General features: G+C 67.9%; 15 protein-coding genes and 1 riboswitch. Of the genes, 9 read left to right on the top strand and 6 right to left on the bottom strand.

Annotation, left to right across the window (positions count from 1 at the left end; translation table 11 throughout):
- The first annotated feature begins 34 nt into the window (after window positions 1–34).
- Window positions 35–1,444 (top strand): M20/M25/M40 family metallo-hydrolase, encoded by a 1,410-nt coding sequence (locus F0U60_RS42275; RefSeq protein ID WP_395808592.1) that lies wholly within the window; start codon window positions 35–37, stop codon window positions 1,442–1,444.
- Between the two features lie 40 nt (window positions 1,445–1,484).
- The gene (locus F0U60_RS42280; RefSeq protein ID WP_395808594.1) at window positions 1,485–2,747 is read left to right on the top strand and encodes a peptidase C39 family protein; all 1,263 of its coding nucleotides are present in this window, start codon (window positions 1,485–1,487) and stop codon (window positions 2,745–2,747) included.
- Window positions 2,748–2,771: 24 nt separating this feature from the next.
- Here the strand turns inward: F0U60_RS42280 and F0U60_RS42285 are convergent, their stop codons facing one another.
- A complete protein-coding gene (locus tag F0U60_RS42285; RefSeq protein ID WP_395808596.1) occupies window positions 2,772–3,110 on the bottom strand; it encodes a PDZ domain-containing protein in 339 nt (112 codons plus the stop codon).
- On the opposite strand from F0U60_RS42285, the gene F0U60_RS42290 reads away from it, so the two are divergent.
- Genes F0U60_RS42290 through F0U60_RS42305 form a run of 4 tightly spaced genes read left to right on the top strand, consistent with a single transcriptional unit; the run spans window position 3,102 to window position 5,580 of the window.
- The gene (locus tag F0U60_RS42290; RefSeq protein WP_395808598.1) at window positions 3,102–3,245 is read left to right on the top strand and encodes a hypothetical protein; all 144 of its coding nucleotides are present in this window, start codon (window positions 3,102–3,104) and stop codon (window positions 3,243–3,245) included. The two genes, F0U60_RS42285 and F0U60_RS42290, sit on opposite strands and share 9 nt — an antisense overlap.
- Window positions 3,246–3,255: 10 nt before the next feature.
- Window positions 3,256–4,125, top strand: coding sequence for an AHH domain-containing protein (locus F0U60_RS42295; protein ID WP_395808600.1), 870 nt, complete (start codon window positions 3,256–3,258; stop codon window positions 4,123–4,125).
- Between the two features lie 45 nt (window positions 4,126–4,170).
- A complete protein-coding gene (locus F0U60_RS42300) occupies window positions 4,171–4,764 on the top strand; it encodes an imm11 family protein (protein ID WP_395808602.1) in 594 nt (197 codons plus the stop codon).
- 18 nt (window positions 4,765–4,782) lie between these two features.
- Entirely contained in the window at window positions 4,783–5,580 is a 798-nt protein-coding gene (locus F0U60_RS42305; protein WP_395808604.1) for an Imm49 family immunity protein, read from the top strand.
- 68 nt (window positions 5,581–5,648) lie between these two features.
- On the opposite strand, the gene F0U60_RS42310 is transcribed toward F0U60_RS42305, so the two are convergent.
- From F0U60_RS42310 to F0U60_RS42325, 4 genes are all read right to left on the bottom strand, one after another.
- A complete protein-coding gene (locus F0U60_RS42310) occupies window positions 5,649–8,342 on the bottom strand; it encodes a M28 family peptidase (protein WP_395808606.1) in 2,694 nt (897 codons plus the stop codon).
- Between the two features lie 176 nt (window positions 8,343–8,518).
- Window positions 8,519–9,955, bottom strand: a complete 1,437-nt coding sequence (locus tag F0U60_RS42315; RefSeq protein WP_395808608.1) for a glycosyltransferase family 39 protein — start codon at window positions 9,953–9,955, stop codon at window positions 8,519–8,521.
- 180 nt (window positions 9,956–10,135) lie between these two features.
- Window positions 10,136–11,230: a recombinase RecA gene (recA, locus tag F0U60_RS42320; protein ID WP_395808610.1), complete on the bottom strand. Its 1,095-nt coding sequence runs from the start codon at window positions 11,228–11,230 to the stop codon at window positions 10,136–10,138.
- Between the two features lie 108 nt (window positions 11,231–11,338).
- Window positions 11,339–12,076 (bottom strand): hypothetical protein, encoded by a 738-nt coding sequence (locus F0U60_RS42325; protein WP_395808612.1) that lies wholly within the window; start codon window positions 12,074–12,076, stop codon window positions 11,339–11,341.
- A 213-nt stretch (window positions 12,077–12,289) separates the two neighbouring features.
- Between F0U60_RS42325 and F0U60_RS42330 the strand changes: the two genes are divergently transcribed.
- The 3 genes from F0U60_RS42330 (at window position 12,290) to F0U60_RS42340 (ending at window position 17,205) form a co-directional block, all read left to right on the top strand.
- Window positions 12,290–13,258, top strand: a complete 969-nt coding sequence (locus F0U60_RS42330; protein ID WP_395808614.1) for a serine/threonine-protein kinase — start codon at window positions 12,290–12,292, stop codon at window positions 13,256–13,258.
- A gap of 82 nt (window positions 13,259–13,340) precedes the next feature.
- A riboswitch (cobalamin riboswitch) is annotated at window positions 13,341–13,553 on the top strand.
- Between the two features lie 200 nt (window positions 13,554–13,753).
- Window positions 13,754–16,156, top strand: a complete 2,403-nt coding sequence (locus F0U60_RS42335) for a ribonucleoside-diphosphate reductase subunit alpha (protein ID WP_395825680.1) — start codon at window positions 13,754–13,756, stop codon at window positions 16,154–16,156.
- Window positions 16,157–16,245: 89 nt separating this feature from the next.
- On the top strand, window positions 16,246–17,205 hold the full coding sequence (locus tag F0U60_RS42340) for a ribonucleotide-diphosphate reductase subunit beta (RefSeq protein WP_395825683.1): 960 nt from the start codon (window positions 16,246–16,248) through the stop codon (window positions 17,203–17,205).
- 66 nt (window positions 17,206–17,271) lie between these two features.
- Here F0U60_RS42340 and F0U60_RS42345 read toward each other — a convergent pair whose 3' ends face one another.
- Entirely contained in the window at window positions 17,272–18,216 is a 945-nt protein-coding gene (locus tag F0U60_RS42345; RefSeq protein ID WP_395808616.1) for a GNAT family N-acetyltransferase, read from the bottom strand.
- Between the last annotated feature and the right edge of the window lie 5 nt (window positions 18,217–18,221).

Raw genomic sequence — 18,221 nt, forward strand, 5'->3', positions numbered from 1 at the left:
TGGACGGAGCGCCGGACTCCCATACACTGCCGGTATGCGCCCCCTGCTTTTCGCTCTCGCCCTCCTGGCCGTGCCGGGTTGCGGCCATGCCGCCAGCTCGCCCCGGAGCACCTCGCCCCAAGCCGCCGAGGAGCTGCGCACGTTGCTCGCCGAGCTCATCGCCGTGGACACCTCCAACCCTCCGGGCAATGAGGCCGCCGCCGCTCAGGTGGCCGCGCGGTGGCTGCGAGAGGCCGGCATCGAATCCCAGCTCGCCGAGTCGGCCCCCGGCCGCGCCCACCTCATCGCCCGTCTGAAGGGCAACGGCCGCGCGCGTCCCGTGCTGGTGCTCGCCCACCTGGACACAGTCCCCGCCCGGAAGGAGGAGTGGGCCTCCGACCCGTGGACGCTCACCGAGCGCGATGGCTTCCTCTATGGGCGCGGCGTCCAGGACAACAAGGGCATGGCCGCGGCGAGCGTACTGGCGCTGCGCAAGCTCAAGCGTGACGGAGTGAAGCTCTCGCGCGACGTGGTGCTGGTGCTCAGCGCGGACGAAGAGGTGGGCTCCGGTAACGACATCAACTGGCTGCTGGAGCACCACCCCGAGCTGCGCGAGGCAGAGCTCGCCATCAACGAAGGAGGCCTCACGGAGCTGACGGAGGACCGCCGCCGGGTGCGCTTCGTCAACCTCCAGGCCGCGGAGCGGGTGTCGCGCAACGTGGTGCTGAAGGCCACCGGACCGGGTGGGCACTCCTCGGTGCCACCGGCCGCGCCCAACCCGATGGTGCGTCTGGCGGCGGCAGTGGCTCGCGTTGGAGCACTCACCTTCCCTACCCGGCTCACCCCCGTCACCCGGTTGAACGTGGAGGGCCGGGTGAAGGTGACGAGCGGCGAGCTGGGCGAGGCCCTGAAGCGGCTCGCGGCCTCGCCGGACAACCCGCCCCAAGAGGCGGTGGACACCATCGCTCGGCTCGAGCCGGCCCTGGCCGCGGTGCTGCGCACCACCTGCGTGCCCACCGTCTTCAACGCCGGCACCCGGCCCAACGTCATCCCCGCCACCGCCGAGGCCACCATCAACTGCCGGCTGCTCCCGGACGAGGACATTCAGGCGTTCCGCGCGCGGCTCGTCGCAGCGGTGAACGACCCGGACATCCAGGTGGAGCTGAACATGAAGCCGCCGGACTCGCCCGCCTCACCAGTGGGCGACAACGCCATATTCCGGGCCGCTACGGCCGCCGCCGCGAAGGTGTGGCCGGGCGCGCCCGTCTTCCCGCGCATGTCCACCGGCACCACCGAGTCCTCCGCGCTGCGCCGGGCCGGCATCCACGCCTATGGCATCGACCTCTTCGCCCTCACGCCGGAAGACGCCCGCACGGCCCACGCTCCCAACGAGCGGATTCCCGTGGCCTCGCTCCAGCCCGGCGCCGAGTTCGTCTATCAACTCCTGTCCGAGCTGGCGAAGTGAGCGACCGGACCTCTCCCCCGACAGCACCCGAGCGAGCCTCATGACGACCCCGACGAACGCACGCGTTCCGCTGTATCTGGTCCTGCTGGCATCCACGCTGACGGCCTGTGCCTCCTGGCAGGACAGGCCCACCACCCCCACGGAGACAGGCCCGGTGGCAAGAATCTGGAGGAAGAGCGCGCAGGCGCGCGACTTCGAGCGCTTCACCCGCCAAGGCACCACGCTCACCGCGGAGGGGGCGCTGGAGCTCGACGGAGCAACGGTCCGCTCCACGCCGGATCCATTCCCCAGCCACACGCCGCCCGGCACGCAGACGCCGCTCCCCGCGGGCAGCTACGTCTTCGGCAGCGCCGTCTCCGAGGAGCAGCCCATCTCCGGAGGCTTCGACAACGTGGTGCCCTCGTTCGACGCGCTCACTCCTCCGGGCACGTGGGTGCGGCTGACGCTCGCCGCGCGCGTGGAGGGGCAGTGGACGAAGGACTATGACTTCGGCGTCTGGGCGCTCGACAAGGACACCGTGGTGCGCCACAGCGGCGAGCGCCAGGAGGACGGGCACGGCAAGGTGCTCACGGACACCCTCGCCCTCAAGAAGAAGGCGGACGCCCTGCGGATGACGGTGTGGCTCTTCTCCTCCAAGCCCGGCGTGAGCCCGAGCATCCGCGCGCTCTCGGCGGCGATGACGGACACGAGCCGCACGGCTCCGGAGGAGACCTCGGACCGGCGCGCCTGGGGAACGGTACTGGAGGTACCTGGCCGCTCGCAGCTCCTCTACCCGCCGGATGGGGGCGTCTGGTGCTCACCCACCTCGGTCTCCATGATCCTCGCGTACTGGGGGAAGAAGCTGGGCCGCAATGAGCTCGTGGTTCCGGTGCCCGTGGCGGCCGAGTACGTCTACGACCAGGTGTACCAGGGCACCGGCAACTGGCCCTTCAACACCGCCTACGCCTCCGCGCTCGGAGAGGGAGCTCTGCACGGGCTGGTGGCGCGCTTCGACTCGTTCGCGCAGGTGGAGCGGCTCATCGCCGAGGGCATCCCGGTCAGCATCAGCATCGCCTTCGAGAAGGGCGAGCTCACGGGCTCTCCCATGACGCGCTCGGACGGGCACCTCATCGTGGTGAAGGGCTTCACGCCGGAGGGGGACGTCGTCTGCAACGACCCCGCCTTCCCGAACGACGAGTCGGTGAACGTGACGTACAAGCGCCAGGAGCTGCTGCGGGCGTGGGACCACTCCCGTCGGTCCGCCTACGTCCTGTGGCCCGCGGGCACTCCCCTGCCCCCAGGCGCGCTCACCTTCGTGCAGTGAGCGCGCAGGAAGGGAGCAAGTCGCTCAGCGACGTTTGCTCTCCTGGTAGGTGACCTGGAGCTTCACCTCCTTGCCGTCGCGCAGGACGACGGCGGTCATCGTCTCACCCGGCCTGACGGCGTTGAGCGCGTACATCAGGTCCTCCACGCTGCCGACCTCGTGGCTCCCCAGCCGGATGAGCACGTCGCCCCGCTTCATTCCACCCAGCTCGGCGGCCCCTCCTGGCCCCTGACGCGGGGCTGGCCGGGTTGCTGGCGGTGGGAATGGGGAACATCGCGAGTTGAGGCGTACCGCGACAACGCGGCTGCTACACTGGCCTCTCCGCCACTCCGGCCCGGCGGGCCCAAGCACACCATGGGACACCCCACCATCGAGAACAAGACCCCCTTCGCCTTCGACATCATGGGCCCCGCCGACGAGGAGGGGCATCCGCTGCTGCTGCTCGTGGTGAAGGCCACGTACACCCTTGGGCGAGTCGGGGCTGAAGCTCGCGGATGAGCAGGTCCCGGTGCACTGGAGTCCCCAGCCATGGGGCGAGCCGGGCGAGGAAAAGGGCTGCGTCACCCGCTGTGTCCGGGAGAAGCGAGGCCCCCAGACGGGATGGAAACGCGGGCGGGCCCTCTTCGAGGGTCACGACCACAAGGAAAACGCCATCAAGTACCACGTTGCCAACGAGCGGTACTGGTACAACCTGCGCTTCCATCGGGAAGGCAGCAGGGAGCGGAAGCGGCTGCTGGCCGCGCTCGCCTGGCGGTACAACCCCGACGACGACAAGCCCGACAAGGAGACGGACGGGCAAAGGAAGAGTCGGTTGAAGGCGGGCAGGAAGAGGCAGCTCGGGATGCGGCTCGCCTCGCGAGAGGACCGCAACAATCCCCTGGTCACCGCAGGGGCCTGGGACATGCCGGGAAAGGAATGGCCGGGAGCGAACTTCTGGTCAGACAGCGACAAGCCCTGGCCCCATGAGGCCCATCACATCATCCCGACCAACGCCCTCGCCGAGGCGTTCGGGGAGGACATGGCGCTGTTGCAGCAGCTCACGTACAACATCAACAAGGGCATCAACGTCATCATCCTGCCCACGCATCAGAAGATGGGTAGGGTCTACCTGCTGCCCGCCCACACCAACAGCCACCCGGGCTACAGCCGCATCCTCGAGAACCGTGTCCGCAAAGTACGCAATGCCGTTGGAAAGCAGCAGGCGAAGAAAGAAGGGCACCCCGATCTGTCCGAGGCCCAGAACAGGCCCTGGAAATCCAAGCTGGAGGACATCTCCAAGTCACTCCGGAAAGAGCTACGCAAGACAGGCCTTCGCGAGGGTCTGTCGGGCAAGGACGTGACCCTCGACCATGTCTTCGGAGCGGCGGCCTCCGCCTAGGTGGAGCTGCGACGCGCCCGCCCCTTTCCTCCCCTGGTACACCTCATGGCCCCACACGACTACTTCCTCCTCATACAGGACCATACGGATGAGAACTGCCTGGTCAACACACTGCCCGGCGAGCTGAACAAGACCTCCTGGGCTGCGGCCGAGGGGGTTCCCATGGCGGCCAACTACCCTGCGGGCGTCCGGCTGGATATGGCCGCGCGCCACCCCGGGCTCGTCGTCCCAGACTTCATTCCCAACACCGTGCAACTGAATCTCGTCTCCGGGCGGATGAAGCCCCTGCTCGAGAAAGAAGCCGGAGTGGAGATCGAGTTCCTGTCCTTCGTGCTCCACGACCACAAGGGCCGCGTCGCCGCCCCGGACTGCTACATCGCCAACGTCCTCGGTAGCCAGGACTGCGCCGACCTGAAGAAGACCCGTGGGGAGAAGACCGTCGGCGAGCCCGGGAAGTTCGAGGTCATCAAGCAGCTCCATCTGGACCCGGCCAAGGTGCCCGCGGACCTGAAGCTCTTCCGCCTGGGGTCCATGCCAAACCTCCTCATCATCCGCGATGACCTGCGCGCCACCTTCGAGCAGAACGGCGTCACCGGCGCCCGTTACGTGGCCATGGGCGAGCGGGGCTACTTCGTCTGACGCCGAGGCGCGCGCCCCATGGACCTGGAAACGATTCAGGACAACGCCTGGTTCGCCTTGGGCAACGCCCTGAAGGCCATCTCGGAGAAGACAGACGCCGAGCGCACCGGCAAGGCCCATGGCGTCGTCACCTACATGTACCACCGGCTCGCGCTGTGCGAGCTGCTCGCCGAGGCCCGCACGGACCGCTTCCAGGTGCTGCTCTGCAAGTCCGCGCTCGCACGAGCCTTCATGCTGCGCCTGGCCACGAGCAGGCGCTTCGAGCCCATCCTCATCTGCGGGAGCAGGAACTTCTCCTTCGTGGACGCGGTCGCCGCCGGGCAGCTCGACCTGGCGGCGGAGCTGGCGCGGCTGTCGCCGGACCGCCACGAGCCCCGCTGCGAGTACGAGGACGACTTCCTCCTGCACCGCTTCATGCAAAAACGCCTGCTGCACCTGCACGCGGCGGAGGACCACGACTTCCAGGCGATGCTGGAGCGTTGGGCTCAGGTGGTGGAGGGCGAGCACGCCCCCTACCTCGACGTGTGCCGGGCACTGGTGCTCCGCGACGCCGAAGCCTTCCACACCGCGCTGCTCGAGGCTGGCGAGGAGCGTGCCCACCTCTTCCGCAAGAAGGACGTCTATCCCGAGGACGCGCGCCGCACCGATGGGGCCGTGTTCATGAACGGGTTGGCCCTGCTGCGACTGGCAGAGCTGAGCGGAATGCCCACGCAGCGCGAGTACCCCAACATTCCCTACCTGGCGCGGATGCCTGTCGGGACACTGCCGCTGCCACCCGACACCTGGATGCGCCCGGACGAGGGGTTCCCCAAGTAGGAACCCGCCCATTCCCGGCGTCCCCGTCGCAGCCTCGATAAGGAACTGTGAGGGAAAGCTCGCGTCGCTCAGCGACGCTTGCTCTCCTGATAGGTGACCTGGAGCTTCACCTCCTTGCCGTCGCGCAGGACGACGGCGGTCACCGTCTCACCCGGCCTGGCGGCGTTGAGCGCGTACATCAGGTCCTCCACGCTGCCGACCTCGTGGCTCCCCAGCCGGATGAGTACGTCGCCCCGCTTCATTCCACCCAGCTCGGCGGCCCCACCCGGCCGGACTCCCGCGAGCAACACGCCACGAGTCCCCTGAGGCGGCGCGTAGTCCGGCACCGTGCCGAGTGACGCGTTGAACGAGCGCATGTCCCCCGCGGGCGCAGGCGCGGGCACGTTCCGGTACGTGATGCGCGCCTCGTCGTGGCTCACCGTCGCCGCGACCTCCGCCACGATGAGCGCCACCTGCGCGAGGCCCGCAGCATTGATGCGCTCTGCGCTGTCAGAGGGCTTGTGGTAGTCGCCGTGCGCGCCGGTGAAGAAGTGCAGCACCGGGACGCCCGCCGCGTAGAACGGGGTGTGATCCGACGGCCCGTAGCCATCCCCGGAGCCATCGCACTGCACGCGGGCCTTCTCGCACGCCGGCGCGAGCACCTCACGCCACTGCTGGCCCGACTCGACGCCCAGCACCGAGAGGCGGTTGTCCCGCAGCCGCCCTACCATGTCGAGGTTCAGCATCGCGACGACGTCCTTCATCGTGACACCCGCGGGAGGCGAGCGCGTCCACGCCGTCGAGCCGAGCACGCCCATCTCCTCTCCCGAGAAGGCGGTGAAGTAGACGTCCCGCCGCAGGCGCGTGCGCTGCTCGGCGAGCAACCGCGCCGCTTCCAGCAGGCCCGCCACGCCCGAGGCGTTGTCGTCCGCGCCCAGGTGCGGCTCATGGCTCTCAGGAGACAGTGAACCCCGTCCGCCCAGGCCCAGGTGGTCATAGTGCGCCCCGACGACAACAGCACCCGGGGTACGCGCCTCCTGCGCGGAGGCCGTCAGCTTGCCCACGATGTTCCAGGTGTCCTTCAGCACCTTGTCGAGCTTCACCGCCACGCGGCCCTTCACCTTGCGCTTCTGCTCGAGCTGCGTGAGCACGGGCTCGAACCCGGCGCGCTGGAGGACGACGACCGGGATACCCGCGTCCTGCGAGCCCTCGGGCCGGAGCACGGGCAGCCGGGCATCCGCCGCTCCCTGCGCCACCCCCTGGGCCCAATCCACGACGACGAGCGCCTTCGCACCGGCCTCCTTCGCCTTCCAGGCCTTGTAGCGGAGGTCTCCATAGCGACGCTGCGCCTCGTTCGCGGCAAACGCCGGCACGTCGGGGACGAAGCGCCTGACGACCACGATCTTCCCCTTCACGGAGACACCCGCGTAGTCATCGACGCCCAGTTCCTTCGCCCGGATTCCGTAGCCCGCGAGGACGACGTCGCCGCTCACCTCACCGTCCGCGGAGAAGCCCAGCGGGGTGAAGGCTTCGGCCGCCGCCTGCGTGCCGCCCAACATCACCGCCGTGCCGCTCCCGACCTTCACCTCCGTGATGACCGGGAACTTCTGGCGGAAGCCCCCGTTATCGCCCGCGGGCAAGAGGCCCAGCTCCGCGAAGCGCTTCTCCAGGTAGCTCGCCGCTGCCTCGAGCCCGGGCGAATCAACGCCCCGTCCTCCCTGCTCGGGCGCCGCGAGGAAGCGCACGTCTGTCATCAACCGGTCCGCTGGCAGCGGCACGCTCGCGCCCCGCGGCTCGTCCTTCCAGTCGGCGATGAGGACGTGGGTGTCCGTCTTGCCCTCCGGCGTCACGCGGTTGGACGAGAACGCGAGCTTCGTCCCATCCGGGGAGAACAGCGGGAAGCCGTCGAAGCCCTTCGAGGTGGTGATCCGCTCCAACCCAGCGCCTGTCGCATCCACCGCCCAGATGTCGAACTCCCGCCCCTTCGGATCCTGGTAGTTGGAGGAGAAGAGGATGCGGTTCTTCGTCGGATGCCACGAGGGAGCGAAGGTCGCGGCGTTCAGATAGGTGATCTGCGTCGCGTTGGAGCCATCCGCATCCGCGATGTAGAGCTCAAGCTTCGTGGGCCGCACCAGCCCCTTCGCGAGTAGCGCCTGGTAGTCCTCGAGCTCCTTACCCGGCCTGGGCCGAGAGGCGCGCCAGACGAGCTTCGAGCAGTCGGCATTGAAGAACGCACCGCCGTCGTAGCCCGGAGCGTGCGTGAGCCGCTTCACGTTCCCGCCATCCGCGTCCATGCGGTACAGCTCGAGGTCACCGTCACGCGTGGAGGTGAAGACGATGGAGCCGTCCTTCGAGCACACCGTCGCCTCAGCGTCGTAGCCCTTCACCTGGGTGAGCGGCCGCACGTTCGAGCCATCCGCGTTGGCCTTGTAGATGTCGTAGGTGTCGTAGAGCGGCCAGACATAGCCCTGGCTCATGTCGGGCTTCGGAGGACACTCCGCGCCGCCCCCGTGCGTCGAGGCGTAGAGCACCTGCTGATCATCCGGCGGAAAGGAGTAGGCACAGGTCGTCGCGCCCGCTCCGCTGGAGATGGGACGCGTCTCGCCCGTCTGGGCATCCATCCAGTAGATGCGATCGCACTTCTGCCCCTCGTGGCGAGCCTGGAAGGTGAGCGCCTTGCCGGAGAACGCCCAGTAGGCCTCGGCGTTCTCCCCCTCGAGGGTGAGCTGCCGCAGCGAGTTGAAATGCACCTCCCCGTCCAATGGAGCGAGCGTCCTGGGCACGGGCGCTGGCGCCTCCGGGGACGCAGCGGGCGGGGCTTCAGAGTGGGCGCAGCCGAGAGAAACGAGCAGACAAAGGGAGAGTCGCTTCATGGGAACCCGAGAGTTGAAATTGCGAATCACTCTCAACATCTCCACACTTGAGGGGCGAATTCAAGAGGGAGTTCCGAGGCGAGCCCTCAAGGTCCAGAAGGAGAAGAGAGCCGTTCCTGAGAAGCGCGCTGAAAGGACGGGGAGGGGCAGCGCCGCCAGAGCACGGCCGGGCCCCACCGCCGCAGGACGCAGAACCCGTCCGCCTCCAACTTCTGCGCTCTCAGTGCATCCTTGATGACGAGCACGTGGGAGAACTTCGGATCCGTGAGCGGGCCGTCCAGGTCCTGGAGATCCTTGTTGGGGCGTACGAGCAGCGGCACATCGCGGTGCAGGTGGAACCGACCGATGGCATTCCACTCCTGCTGACCGGCGACGATGAACCCGGTGAGGTCGGGCTGCTGGCCGACGAAGACCGTGGCGTCGATCTGCTCGCGGGACACCGAGCCCGGCATCTGCACCGTGGCCGCCGCGAGCGAGGAGAGCGCGTACACCCCCACGAGCCCGCCGAGCGCCCGGCGGGAGAGCACGCGCTGAGAGAGCGTGCGCCAGGCGGGCCCGGCTGCGATGGCCACGAAGAGCGGCAGCAGCGGCGCCATGAAGCGGAGCTCCTTGTGCGTCAGCATCGTCATGACGCCCAGGTAGAAGGCGAAGGCCCCCACGAGCAGATCGCGCCGGGCCAGCCCACGCCCGAAGTGCCAGGCGAGCAGCAGCGGCACCATGCCCGCGAGGGAGGTGAAGTACCACCACCACGGCTTGGTGCCGAACGCATCCGCGCCCTTGTGGAGGACGTTGAACTCGAAATACTTCCAGGCGGAGTGCCAGAGCGCGCCCCAGGTGAGCCAGTCGAGCAAGCCGAGCCCCAGGAGCACCACGCCCACGCCCACGGCGCCCCCCGCCACCGAGCGCCAGCGCCGCGCCCTCAACAGGCTCACGGCGATGGGCCCCCCAAAGACCGCCGAGGGGTAGCGCACCACGAACGCCAAACCCAGCAGAGCCCCACACCAGAACCCCTCGCGCAGACCATCGCGGGCCCGGGCACGCCAGGCCCACAGGAGCGAACCCAGCAGGGGGACCACACTCAAGGAATCCGCGAGCGGCCTCGCCGCATAGAGGAGCCACCCGCCCCAGGTGACGTGGACGGCCGAGGCCAGGAGCGCGGCTTCACGCCCATCGCGTTCCTCGACCAGGCGGAACAGCGCCCAGGTGCCCCAGGCCTGCACGGCGGCACAGCAGCCCCACACCACGGAGGCCATGGCCCACGGGTGAACGAGCCCCACCTTCCCACAGAGCGCGAGGACCCCACCGAGCACCCCGGGAACGGCCCAGTTGCGCAGGCCCGCCACCCACTCCCAGGTCACGAGCCAATACCCGAAGGCCAGTCCATGGGCCGGCTCCAGGAACTGGAAGAGCTCGTCCGGGTGCTGCCGACCGCGCTTGAGCACCGCGACCAGAACAGCGAGGACTACCCCGACCACGGGTATCCACCGCTCCCATGCGGGCTTGAGGGATGAAGAAGGGGTCATCGATGCGGGGAGCCTCCGCTCCCGGCGCGGAGATTGCCACGAACCGCCCGCCTCTTGTGTCCTGCTCGCTCGCGAAGGAAGCGAGGGCTCGCGACCCGTACGACCCGAGCCCCGCAAGAAGTAAGGGGCTGCCTCCCTCGCGGGAGACAGCCCCTGAGACTTCACGCGGAAAGGCTCGGACTACTTCACGGCCTTCACGCGCTGGCGCTTCTCGGTGTGGCCCTCGGCAGGAGCCTCGGCCTCGGCCGGAGCCGGGGCGGCGGCCACGGCCGGCTTGCCGATGCCGTACTTGTCCAGCACCTGCTTCTCCACGTCCACGCGCACCTCCGGGTGGTCGCGCAGGTAGTCCTTCGCGTTCTCCCGGCCCTGGCCGATGCGCTCGCCCTTGAAGGAGAACCAGCTGCCGCTCTTCTCGATGATGCCGTCGTTCGACGCCAGATCGATCAGGTCGCCCTCCTTCGAAATACCCGTGCCGTACATGATGTCGAACTCGACCTCCTTGAACGGAGGCGCCACCTTGTTCTTCACCACCTTCACGCGGGTACGGCTGCCCACCACGTTCTCGCCGTTCTTGATGGCGCCCACGCGGCGGATGTCCAGGCGCTGCGACGCGTAGAACTTCAGCGCGTTACCGCCCGTCGTCGTCTCCGGGTTGCCGAACATCACGCCAATCTTCATGCGGATCTGGTTGATGAAGATGACGCACGTCTGGCTCTTGCTGATGGTACCGGTGAGCTTGCGCAGCGCCTGGCTCATCAGGCGGGCCTGCACGCCCATGTGCGCATCGCCCATCTCGCCCTCGAGCTCCGCCTTCGGCACGAGCGCGGCCACCGAGTCCACCACCAGCACGTCGATGGCGCCCGAGCGCACCAGCATCTCGGCGATCTCCAGCGCCTGCTCGCCCGTGTCCGGCTGGCTCAGCAGCAGGTCATCGGTGCGCACGCCCAGCTTGCGCGCGTAGCCAATGTCCAGCGCGTGCTCGGCGTCGATGTAGCCGGCCACGCCGCCGCGCTTCTGCGCCTCGGCCACGATGTGAAGGCAGAGGGTCGTCTTACCGGAAGACTCCGGCCCGTAGATTTCGACGATGCGGCCCTTGGGCACGCCGCCAACGCCCAGCGCGATGTCGAGCGAGATGCTTCCCGTCGAAATGGCCTGAACATCCCGAACCAGCGGCTCCTCGTTGCCGAGCCGCATGATGGACCCCTTACCGAACTGGCGCTCCACAGCGGACATCGCCAATTCGATCGCCTTCTCCTTCTCTGGATTCACGGCCATTTCGTCTTGCTCCTTGCGTATGCGGCGAGCCACCCCGGCCCACCTGAACTCGCGTTTAGTACGCTGAAGGATGACCCTAGTCCATCCCTCTGACATGACCCACAACGTTCAGCGTCGAGGCAGCCAGATCAGCAGGCAGGCCAACAACCCCGCAAGTCCGCTGATCGCCCCGTCATAACCCCAGAAAACACCTAGAAACACCTGGATGACGGACAGGATCGCCAGCACCAGCAGGCCCGCCCGCTGAGAGGTCGACCGTTCAGGAGCCAACACCCCCGTCAACAGGGCCATCAGCGACAGTCCCATCAGGAGGACGAGGGGCTGGAGGTCCCCGGACCCGGGCAGCCCCCGCTCGAGCAGGAGCACCCACTGAGCGACAATGCCGGCCCCCAGGGTGCCCCCGGCCGCGAGGGGCGCCCACCGGGAGCCCGGGGCGTCCGCGTCCTGGCCTCGCAGATGGTCCAGGTCCTCCGGGCGGACCTCCAAGGCGAAGGGGAAGCCGAGCCTCATCAGCGCCTCGGTGGCCGAGGCCCGGCAGGAGCGCCCCTCCGTGTCCACCAACCCCGCCAGCTGGCCGCTCTCCAAGAGGTGATGGAGCAGATCCGCCACCTCGCGCGAACCACCCCTGGCCGCCAGTGCGTCCAGTTGGCGGTTGATCTCCGCAGCCAGCGCGGCCCGCTCGGCGTCGGTGGTGGCGCCGCGAGCCTCCTCCACAAGCTCCTGGATCGGAGCCTCGACGGGCGCCTCCCACGGGGCCAGGGACGGCAGCTCCGCGCCCTCCCCCTCCGTCGGCTCGCCCTGCCGGGTGCCGGAGCCAGGGGGGCGCGTATGTGTGGTGCCAGACACGGCGTGAACTGTAACGACCGGCTCGCACCCGCTTCAAAGCATCTCGCCCGTCCCTCCTCCTGGAGCTTCCACCAACCGACGCGAGGGAGCCCCTCCGACGCCAGGACGACAGTCCCCTACCCTCCGGGATGTCCACGGCAGGACCTCCCCGTGCGACGCGGCGGCACGGAAGACAGCACCGGAGGAGCAGTGACGGGGTAGACTGGAGGCACCTTGTCTTCCGCCCCCCCCTCCGCGAAGACCGTGGAAATCCCCTCGCGCCGCTTCGGGCGTTACGTGCTGCGCTCGCGTCTGGGCTCAGGGGGCATGGCGGAGGTGTTCCTCGCGGAGGCGAAGGACGAGAAGGGCGTGCCCTTCAAGGTGGCGCTGAAGCTGATGCGCAAGGACGTCACCGCGGAGGCCTTCGCCGACGAGGCGGACTTGATGGGCCTGCTGGAGCACCCCAACCTGGTGAGCCGACTGGAGATCGGCGAGGCCTTCGGGCGCTACTTCATCGCGATGGAGTTCCTCGTGGGCGGTGACCTGGAGGGGCTGCTCCGGGCGCACGAGAGCCAGGGCTCCCCGCCTCCGGTAGCCGTGGGTGTCCACGTGTGCATCGAGGTGCTGCGGGCACTGGCCTACTTCCACCAGGCGCGCACGCGCAGCGGCCGGCCGCTGGAGCTCATCCACGGGGACGTGAATCCCTCCAACATCTTCTTCTCCGGGCAATGCGAGGTGAAGCTCGGCGACTTCGGCGTGGCCAAGGCGCGCGGGTTGGACCTGGGCCCGGAGGACGGGGTGACGGCGGGCAAGCTGCACTACCTGTCTCCGGAGCAGACGCGCGGGGACACAGTGACGCAGGCCTCGGACCTCTTCTCGATGGGCATCGTCCTGCACGAGCTGGTGCTGGGCTTCCACCCCTTCGCACGCAACAGCGACGACCCCGAGGTGGTGATGGCCGCTATCCGGGCGGCGAAGCTGAGCCTCCCGGACAAGCTGGATCGGCAGCTCGGGGTCATCCTCCGCAAGGCGCTGGCGCCGGACGTGAACCAGCGCTACCGCACGGCGGGAGAGTTCGCTGGAGCACTCTTCACGTGGGCGCTGGACACAGGTCAGCCCTTCGCTCCGCGCGAGCTCCAGCCCTCGTTGCAGCAGGCCCTCTCCCTGGCCCTCTGGGAGCGGGAGAAGATCCGTCCAAGGTAGATCGGAAGCGGCACCGGACGAAGGAATTGTCGCGGGCCGCGGCGCTCGGCCGGATTCATTGACAGCCTAGGGGTCCACCCGTACGTTGGCTCGCGTCGCTGGTGCCCGAGCATCCGCTCTGGCTTGAAAGGGAATCCGGTGTGAATCCGGAGCTGCCCCGCAGCGGTAAGCGAGAACGAACCCGTCCACCACACACTGGCCGAGAGGCTGGGAAGTAGGCGGCATTAGGAATCAGCACCGGCCATGCGCCGGGTGCTCGCGAGCCCGAAGACCTGCCAGCACCTGCCCCCTGGGGAGAAATCCAGTGGCAGCTCGACCTGGACGCATCTGATCCAGTCGCCCGTGGGGGCGAAGGTCGGCCTTGCGAGTCATCGCACGTCGCATGCGCGGCGCGGGCAGACCTTTTCCTCCTCGGCTCAACACGGTCGCGAACGGAGGAGGAGGAGCATGTTGAACGGAAGCCACACCGCGGGACGCGAGCAGGGCTCGCAGTCCATGGTCCCCATGGCCCCCATGTCCACGCCGCCCACCACCATGCGGGTGCGCAAGCGCAACGGGAGCCTCGAGGGTGCGGACCTGAACAAGATCGTCCGGGCGATCGGCCGTTGTTGCGACGGGCTGCGCCAGGTCGATGCCATCCGCGTGGCGACGAAGACGATTGCCGGCCTGTACGACGGCGCCTCGACCAAGGAGCTCGACCAGCTCTCCATCCAGACCGCGGCCTCGCTGACCCTGGAGGAGCCCGAGTACGCGAAGCTCGCGGCGCGGCTGCTCGCGACGTACATCGACAAGGAGGTCTCCGGGCAGGAGATCCACTCCTTCTCTCAGTCAATCGCCGCTGGCCAGCGGGTAGGCCTGGTGAACGAGCGCGTCGCGAAGCTCGTCACGACGAACTCCCGCAAGCTGAATGACGCGATCGACCCCTCGCGCAACCGCCTCTTCGAGTACTTCGGGCTGCGCACGGTCTATGACCGCTACCTGCTCAAGCACCCGAAGACGCGCGAGGTGCTCGAGACGCCGCAGCACTTCTTCATGCGCATCGCGGTGGCGCTTGGGGAGACGGTTCCGGAGATCCTCGAGCTCTACCGGCTCTTCTCGACGCTGGAGTACGTGCCGAGCTCCCCCACCCTCTTCAACTCGGGCACGTGCCACGAGCAGCTCTCGTCCTGCTTCCTGCTGGACTCGCCCGGGGACGACCTGGAGAGCATCTACCAGCGCTACACGGACGTCGCGATGCTCTCGAAGTTCTCGGGTGGCATTGGCCTCGCGTACCACCGGATCCGCTCGCGCGGCTCGCTCATCGGGAGCACGAACGGGCACAGCAACGGCATCGTGCCGTGGCTGAAGACGCTCGATGCGTCCGTGGCGGCGGTGAACCAGGGAGGAAAGCGCAAGGGCGCGTGCTGCGTGTACCTGGAGACCTGGCACGCGGACCTCGAGGAGTTCCTCGAGCTGCGCGACAACACGGGTGATGAGGCCCGGCGCACGCACAACCTGAACCTCGCGAACTGGATTCCGGACCTCTTCATGAAGCGCGTGGAGGCCGATGGGAACTGGTCCCTGTTCGATCCGAAGGCGGTGCCGCACCTCACGGACCTGTACGGCGAGGAGTTCGAGCGCGCCTACGCGCAGGCGGAGCAGCAGGGCCTCGCGCACAAGACGCTGAAGGCGCGTGAGCTGTACGGGCGCATGATGCGGACGCTCGCGCAGACCGGAAACGGGTGGATGACGTTCAAGGACAAGTCCAACCGGGCCTGCAACCAGACGGCGCTGCCGGGCCGGGTCGTCCACCTCTCGAATCTCTGCACGGAGATCCTCGAGGTGACCTCGAAGGATGAGACGGCGGTCTGCAACCTCGGCTCCATCAACCTCGCGCGGCACACGTCCGTGGACGACGCGGGCCGGGTGACGTTTGACTGGGAGAAGCTCGCGCGGACGGTGCGCACGGCGGTGCGGCAGCTCGATCGGGTGATCGACCTGAACTACTACCCCATCACCTCGGCGAAGGGCTCGAACCTGCGCTGGCGCCCGGTGGGCCTGGGCCTGATGGGCCTGCAGGACGTGTTCTTCCAGATGCGCCTGCCCTTCGACAGCGTCGAGGCGCGCACGCTCTCGAGGAAGATCTCCGAGGAGATCTACTTCCACGCGCTCTCCGTCTCGTCGGACATGGCGGCCGAGCGCGGTGCACACCCGTCCTTCTCCGAGACGCGGGCCGCGCGCGGCGAGCTCCAGTTCGACGCGTGGAACGTGGTGCCCGAGGACTCCGCGCGCTGGAACGCCCTGCGGAAGCGAATCCAGGAGGTAGGCCTGCGCAACTCGCTGCTCATCGCCATCGCGCCGACGGCGACCATCGCCTCGATCGCGGGCTGCTACGAGTGCATCGAGCCGCAGGTGTCCAACCTCTTCAAGCGCGAGACGCTCTCGGGAGACTTCCTCCAGGTCAACCGCTACCTCGTCGAGGAGCTGAAGGCGCTCGGCATGTGGAACGAGGACATGCGCGCGCGCATCAAGCTGGCGGAGGGCTCCATCCAGTCGCTCGGGGAGATTCCCGCCGAGGTGCGCGCCATCTACCGCACGGCGTGGGAGCTGCCCATGCGCTCGCTCATCGACATGGCGGCGGACCGAGGCGCCTTCATCGACCAGAGCCAGTCGCTCAACCTGTTCATGGAGGCGCCGAACATCGGCCAGCTCAGCTCCATGTACATGTACGCGTGGAAGAAGGGGTTGAAGACGACGTACTACCTGCGCTCGCGTCCCGCCACGCGCATCGCGAAGGCCACCATCGACGCGTCCCGAAGCGGAGGCAACGAGGTGGCCCGGACGGAGCCGAAGCCCACCGACACGCAGGCCGTCGCCTGCTCTCTCGAGAACCCCGAAGCCTGCGAGGCCTGCCAGTGAGCTCCCCGACGAACACCCTCTGGACGCACGCGACGCCGAAGACGGGCGCGCGCCTGTTGGATCCGGGCCTGAACCTCACCCTGCGCCCCATGCAGTACCCGGTCTTCTTCGAGATGTACCGCAACGCCATCAAGAACACCTGGACGGTGGAGGAGGTGGACTTCTCGACGGACGTGGGAGATCTGCGCTCGAAGATGACGGCCGCGGACCGCCACCTCATCCAGCGCCTGGTCGCCTTCTTCGCGACGGGTGACTCCATCGTGTCGAACAACCTCGTGCTGAACCTCTACAAGCACGTGAACGCGCCCGAGGCGCGCATGTACCTGTCGCGGCAGCTCTACGAGGAGGCACTGCACGTGCAGTTCTACCTCACGCTGCTCGACACGTACGTGCCGGACCCCAACGAGCGGGCGCTGGCCTTCGCGGCGATCGACAACATCCCGAGCATCCGCAAGAAGGCCGAGTTCTGCTTCAAGTGGATCGACTCGATCGGCGAGCTCGAACGGCTGGAGACGCGGGAGCAGCGGCGGAAGTTCCTTCTGAACCTCATCTGCTTCGCGGCCTGCATCGAGGGGCTCTTCTTCTTCGCGGCCTTTGCCTACGTGTACTTCCTGCGCTCGCGGGGGCTGCTGCACGGGCTGGCCGCGGGGACGAACTGGGTCTTCCGCGACGAGAGCGCGCACATGGCCTTCGCCTTCGAGGTGGTGAAGACGGTGCGCCGCGAGGAGCCCGGCCTCTTCGACGCGGAGATGGAGCGGGACGTCGCCGCCATGCTCGAGGAGGCGGTGGAGTGCGAGCTCCAGTTCGCCGAGGACATCTTGGGACTGGGCGTCGCGGGCCTCTCTGTGCGCGAGATGCGGCAGTACCTCGAGTTCGTCGCGGATCAGCGGCTCGTGATGCTCGAGTTGCCCAAGCGCTACGGGGCGAAGAACCCGTTCGGCTTCATGGACCTGCAGGACGTGCAGGAACTGGCGAACTTCTTCGAGCGTCGCGTCTCGGCGTACCAGGTGGGCGTCGAAGGGGAAGTCACCTTCGACGCCTCCTTCTGAGCGATGCTCCCTCTCCCCATGGGAGAGGGTTGGGGTGAGGGTAACCGAGCCCTGAGCTGAAGGGGCTCAGACCCAGATGCCCCGTGGAATCAGGGTCCAGGAATCGGGATGAACGTTCGCGTTGAGCGGCCGGATCATCGGAACGCTCTCGCGCTCGACCCGGCGAGCCTGGGACCCCGGCCATGAGAACGGGAGCGGGGACTCCCAGACGACGACCTCTTGAAGCCCGGCACGATGGGCAACACGCCCGGCGCACCGCAGCAGCGCCTCGGCCTCGTCTGGAGTCCTCGCATCAAGGAGCAGCACGAGAAGCTGGTCCGACTTGAGGTCGGCGGCCCAGAATGCCCGGGAGCTTCCGGCGACCGCGCCATGAAACTCCGGCCGCTGATGGCCCAGGAGGCCCGCGTAGATGCGCTCCCGCTCGATGTGCCAGTCGAGCTGGGCGGCGGAGGGCCAGATGATGAAGCCCTCATCGGGAGGCCTGCAGGACTCCAGCTCCGCGGCCACCTCTTTCTCAGAAAGAAGCCGATCCACTTCCGCTTCCGGCGAGCCGGGATGGGCGTCGAACAAGACATCGACCGCCGGGCGGGGCACATAGCCAACGCGCGAGTACAAATCAGGGCCGACATCGCTGAAGAGGACGGAAGCGAGCGCACCCGGCTCCTGCTCCACCAGCGTGCGCTCCAACGCACTCATCAGCCGTGTCGCCAATCCTCGCCCGCGAAGCCTGGACTCGACGAAGACGCTGGCAACCCCGAACACAATCCCCCGGGTCGTCCGCCCATTGGCTCGGACAACCGCGTTCATCCGGTATGTCTCACATGAAGCCAGGACCTCCGGACCTTCCTCCCGGAGAAGCCAGGTCGTCATGCCACTCTTGGACCATGCGTGCTCTCGTTGCTTCTCTTCCGCACCCACGAACTGCTCGGGCGTGAGCTTCTGTCCCCAATCTTCATAGGCCAACAGATCTCGCTCACGCTTCTCCGCTGCCGTTGCAATCGAAAGTTTCATGACGT

Source organism: Archangium minus (genome assembly GCF_044360475.1).
GTDB classification, from domain to species: domain Bacteria; phylum Myxococcota; class Myxococcia; order Myxococcales; family Myxococcaceae; genus Archangium; species Archangium minus.

What these genes read in the sequence shown, in the direction of transcription:
- F0U60_RS42275 (WP_395808592.1), top strand. Translation starts at nt 35, where the DNA reads ATGCGCCCCCTGCTTTTCGCTCTCGCCCTCCTGGCCGTGCCGGGTTGC.
- F0U60_RS42280 (WP_395808594.1), top strand. Translation starts at nt 1,485, where the DNA reads ATGACGACCCCGACGAACGCACGCGTTCCGCTGTATCTGGTCCTGCTG.
- F0U60_RS42290 (WP_395808598.1), top strand. Translation starts at nt 3,102, where the DNA reads ATGGGACACCCCACCATCGAGAACAAGACCCCCTTCGCCTTCGACATC.
- F0U60_RS42300 (WP_395808602.1), top strand. Translation starts at nt 4,171, where the DNA reads ATGGCCCCACACGACTACTTCCTCCTCATACAGGACCATACGGATGAG.
- F0U60_RS42305 (WP_395808604.1), top strand. Translation starts at nt 4,783, where the DNA reads ATGGACCTGGAAACGATTCAGGACAACGCCTGGTTCGCCTTGGGCAAC.
- F0U60_RS42315 (WP_395808608.1), bottom strand. Translation starts at nt 9,955, where the DNA reads ATGACCCCTTCTTCATCCCTCAAGCCCGCATGGGAGCGGTGGATACCC.
- recA (WP_395808610.1), bottom strand. Translation starts at nt 11,230, where the DNA reads ATGGCCGTGAATCCAGAGAAGGAGAAGGCGATCGAATTGGCGATGTCC.
- F0U60_RS42335 (WP_395825680.1), top strand. Translation starts at nt 13,754, where the DNA reads ATGGTCCCCATGGCCCCCATGTCCACGCCGCCCACCACCATGCGGGTG.
- F0U60_RS42340 (WP_395825683.1), top strand. Translation starts at nt 16,246, where the DNA reads ATGCAGTACCCGGTCTTCTTCGAGATGTACCGCAACGCCATCAAGAAC.
- F0U60_RS42345 (WP_395808616.1), bottom strand. Translation starts at nt 18,216, where the DNA reads ATGAAACTTTCGATTGCAACGGCAGCGGAGAAGCGTGAGCGAGATCTG.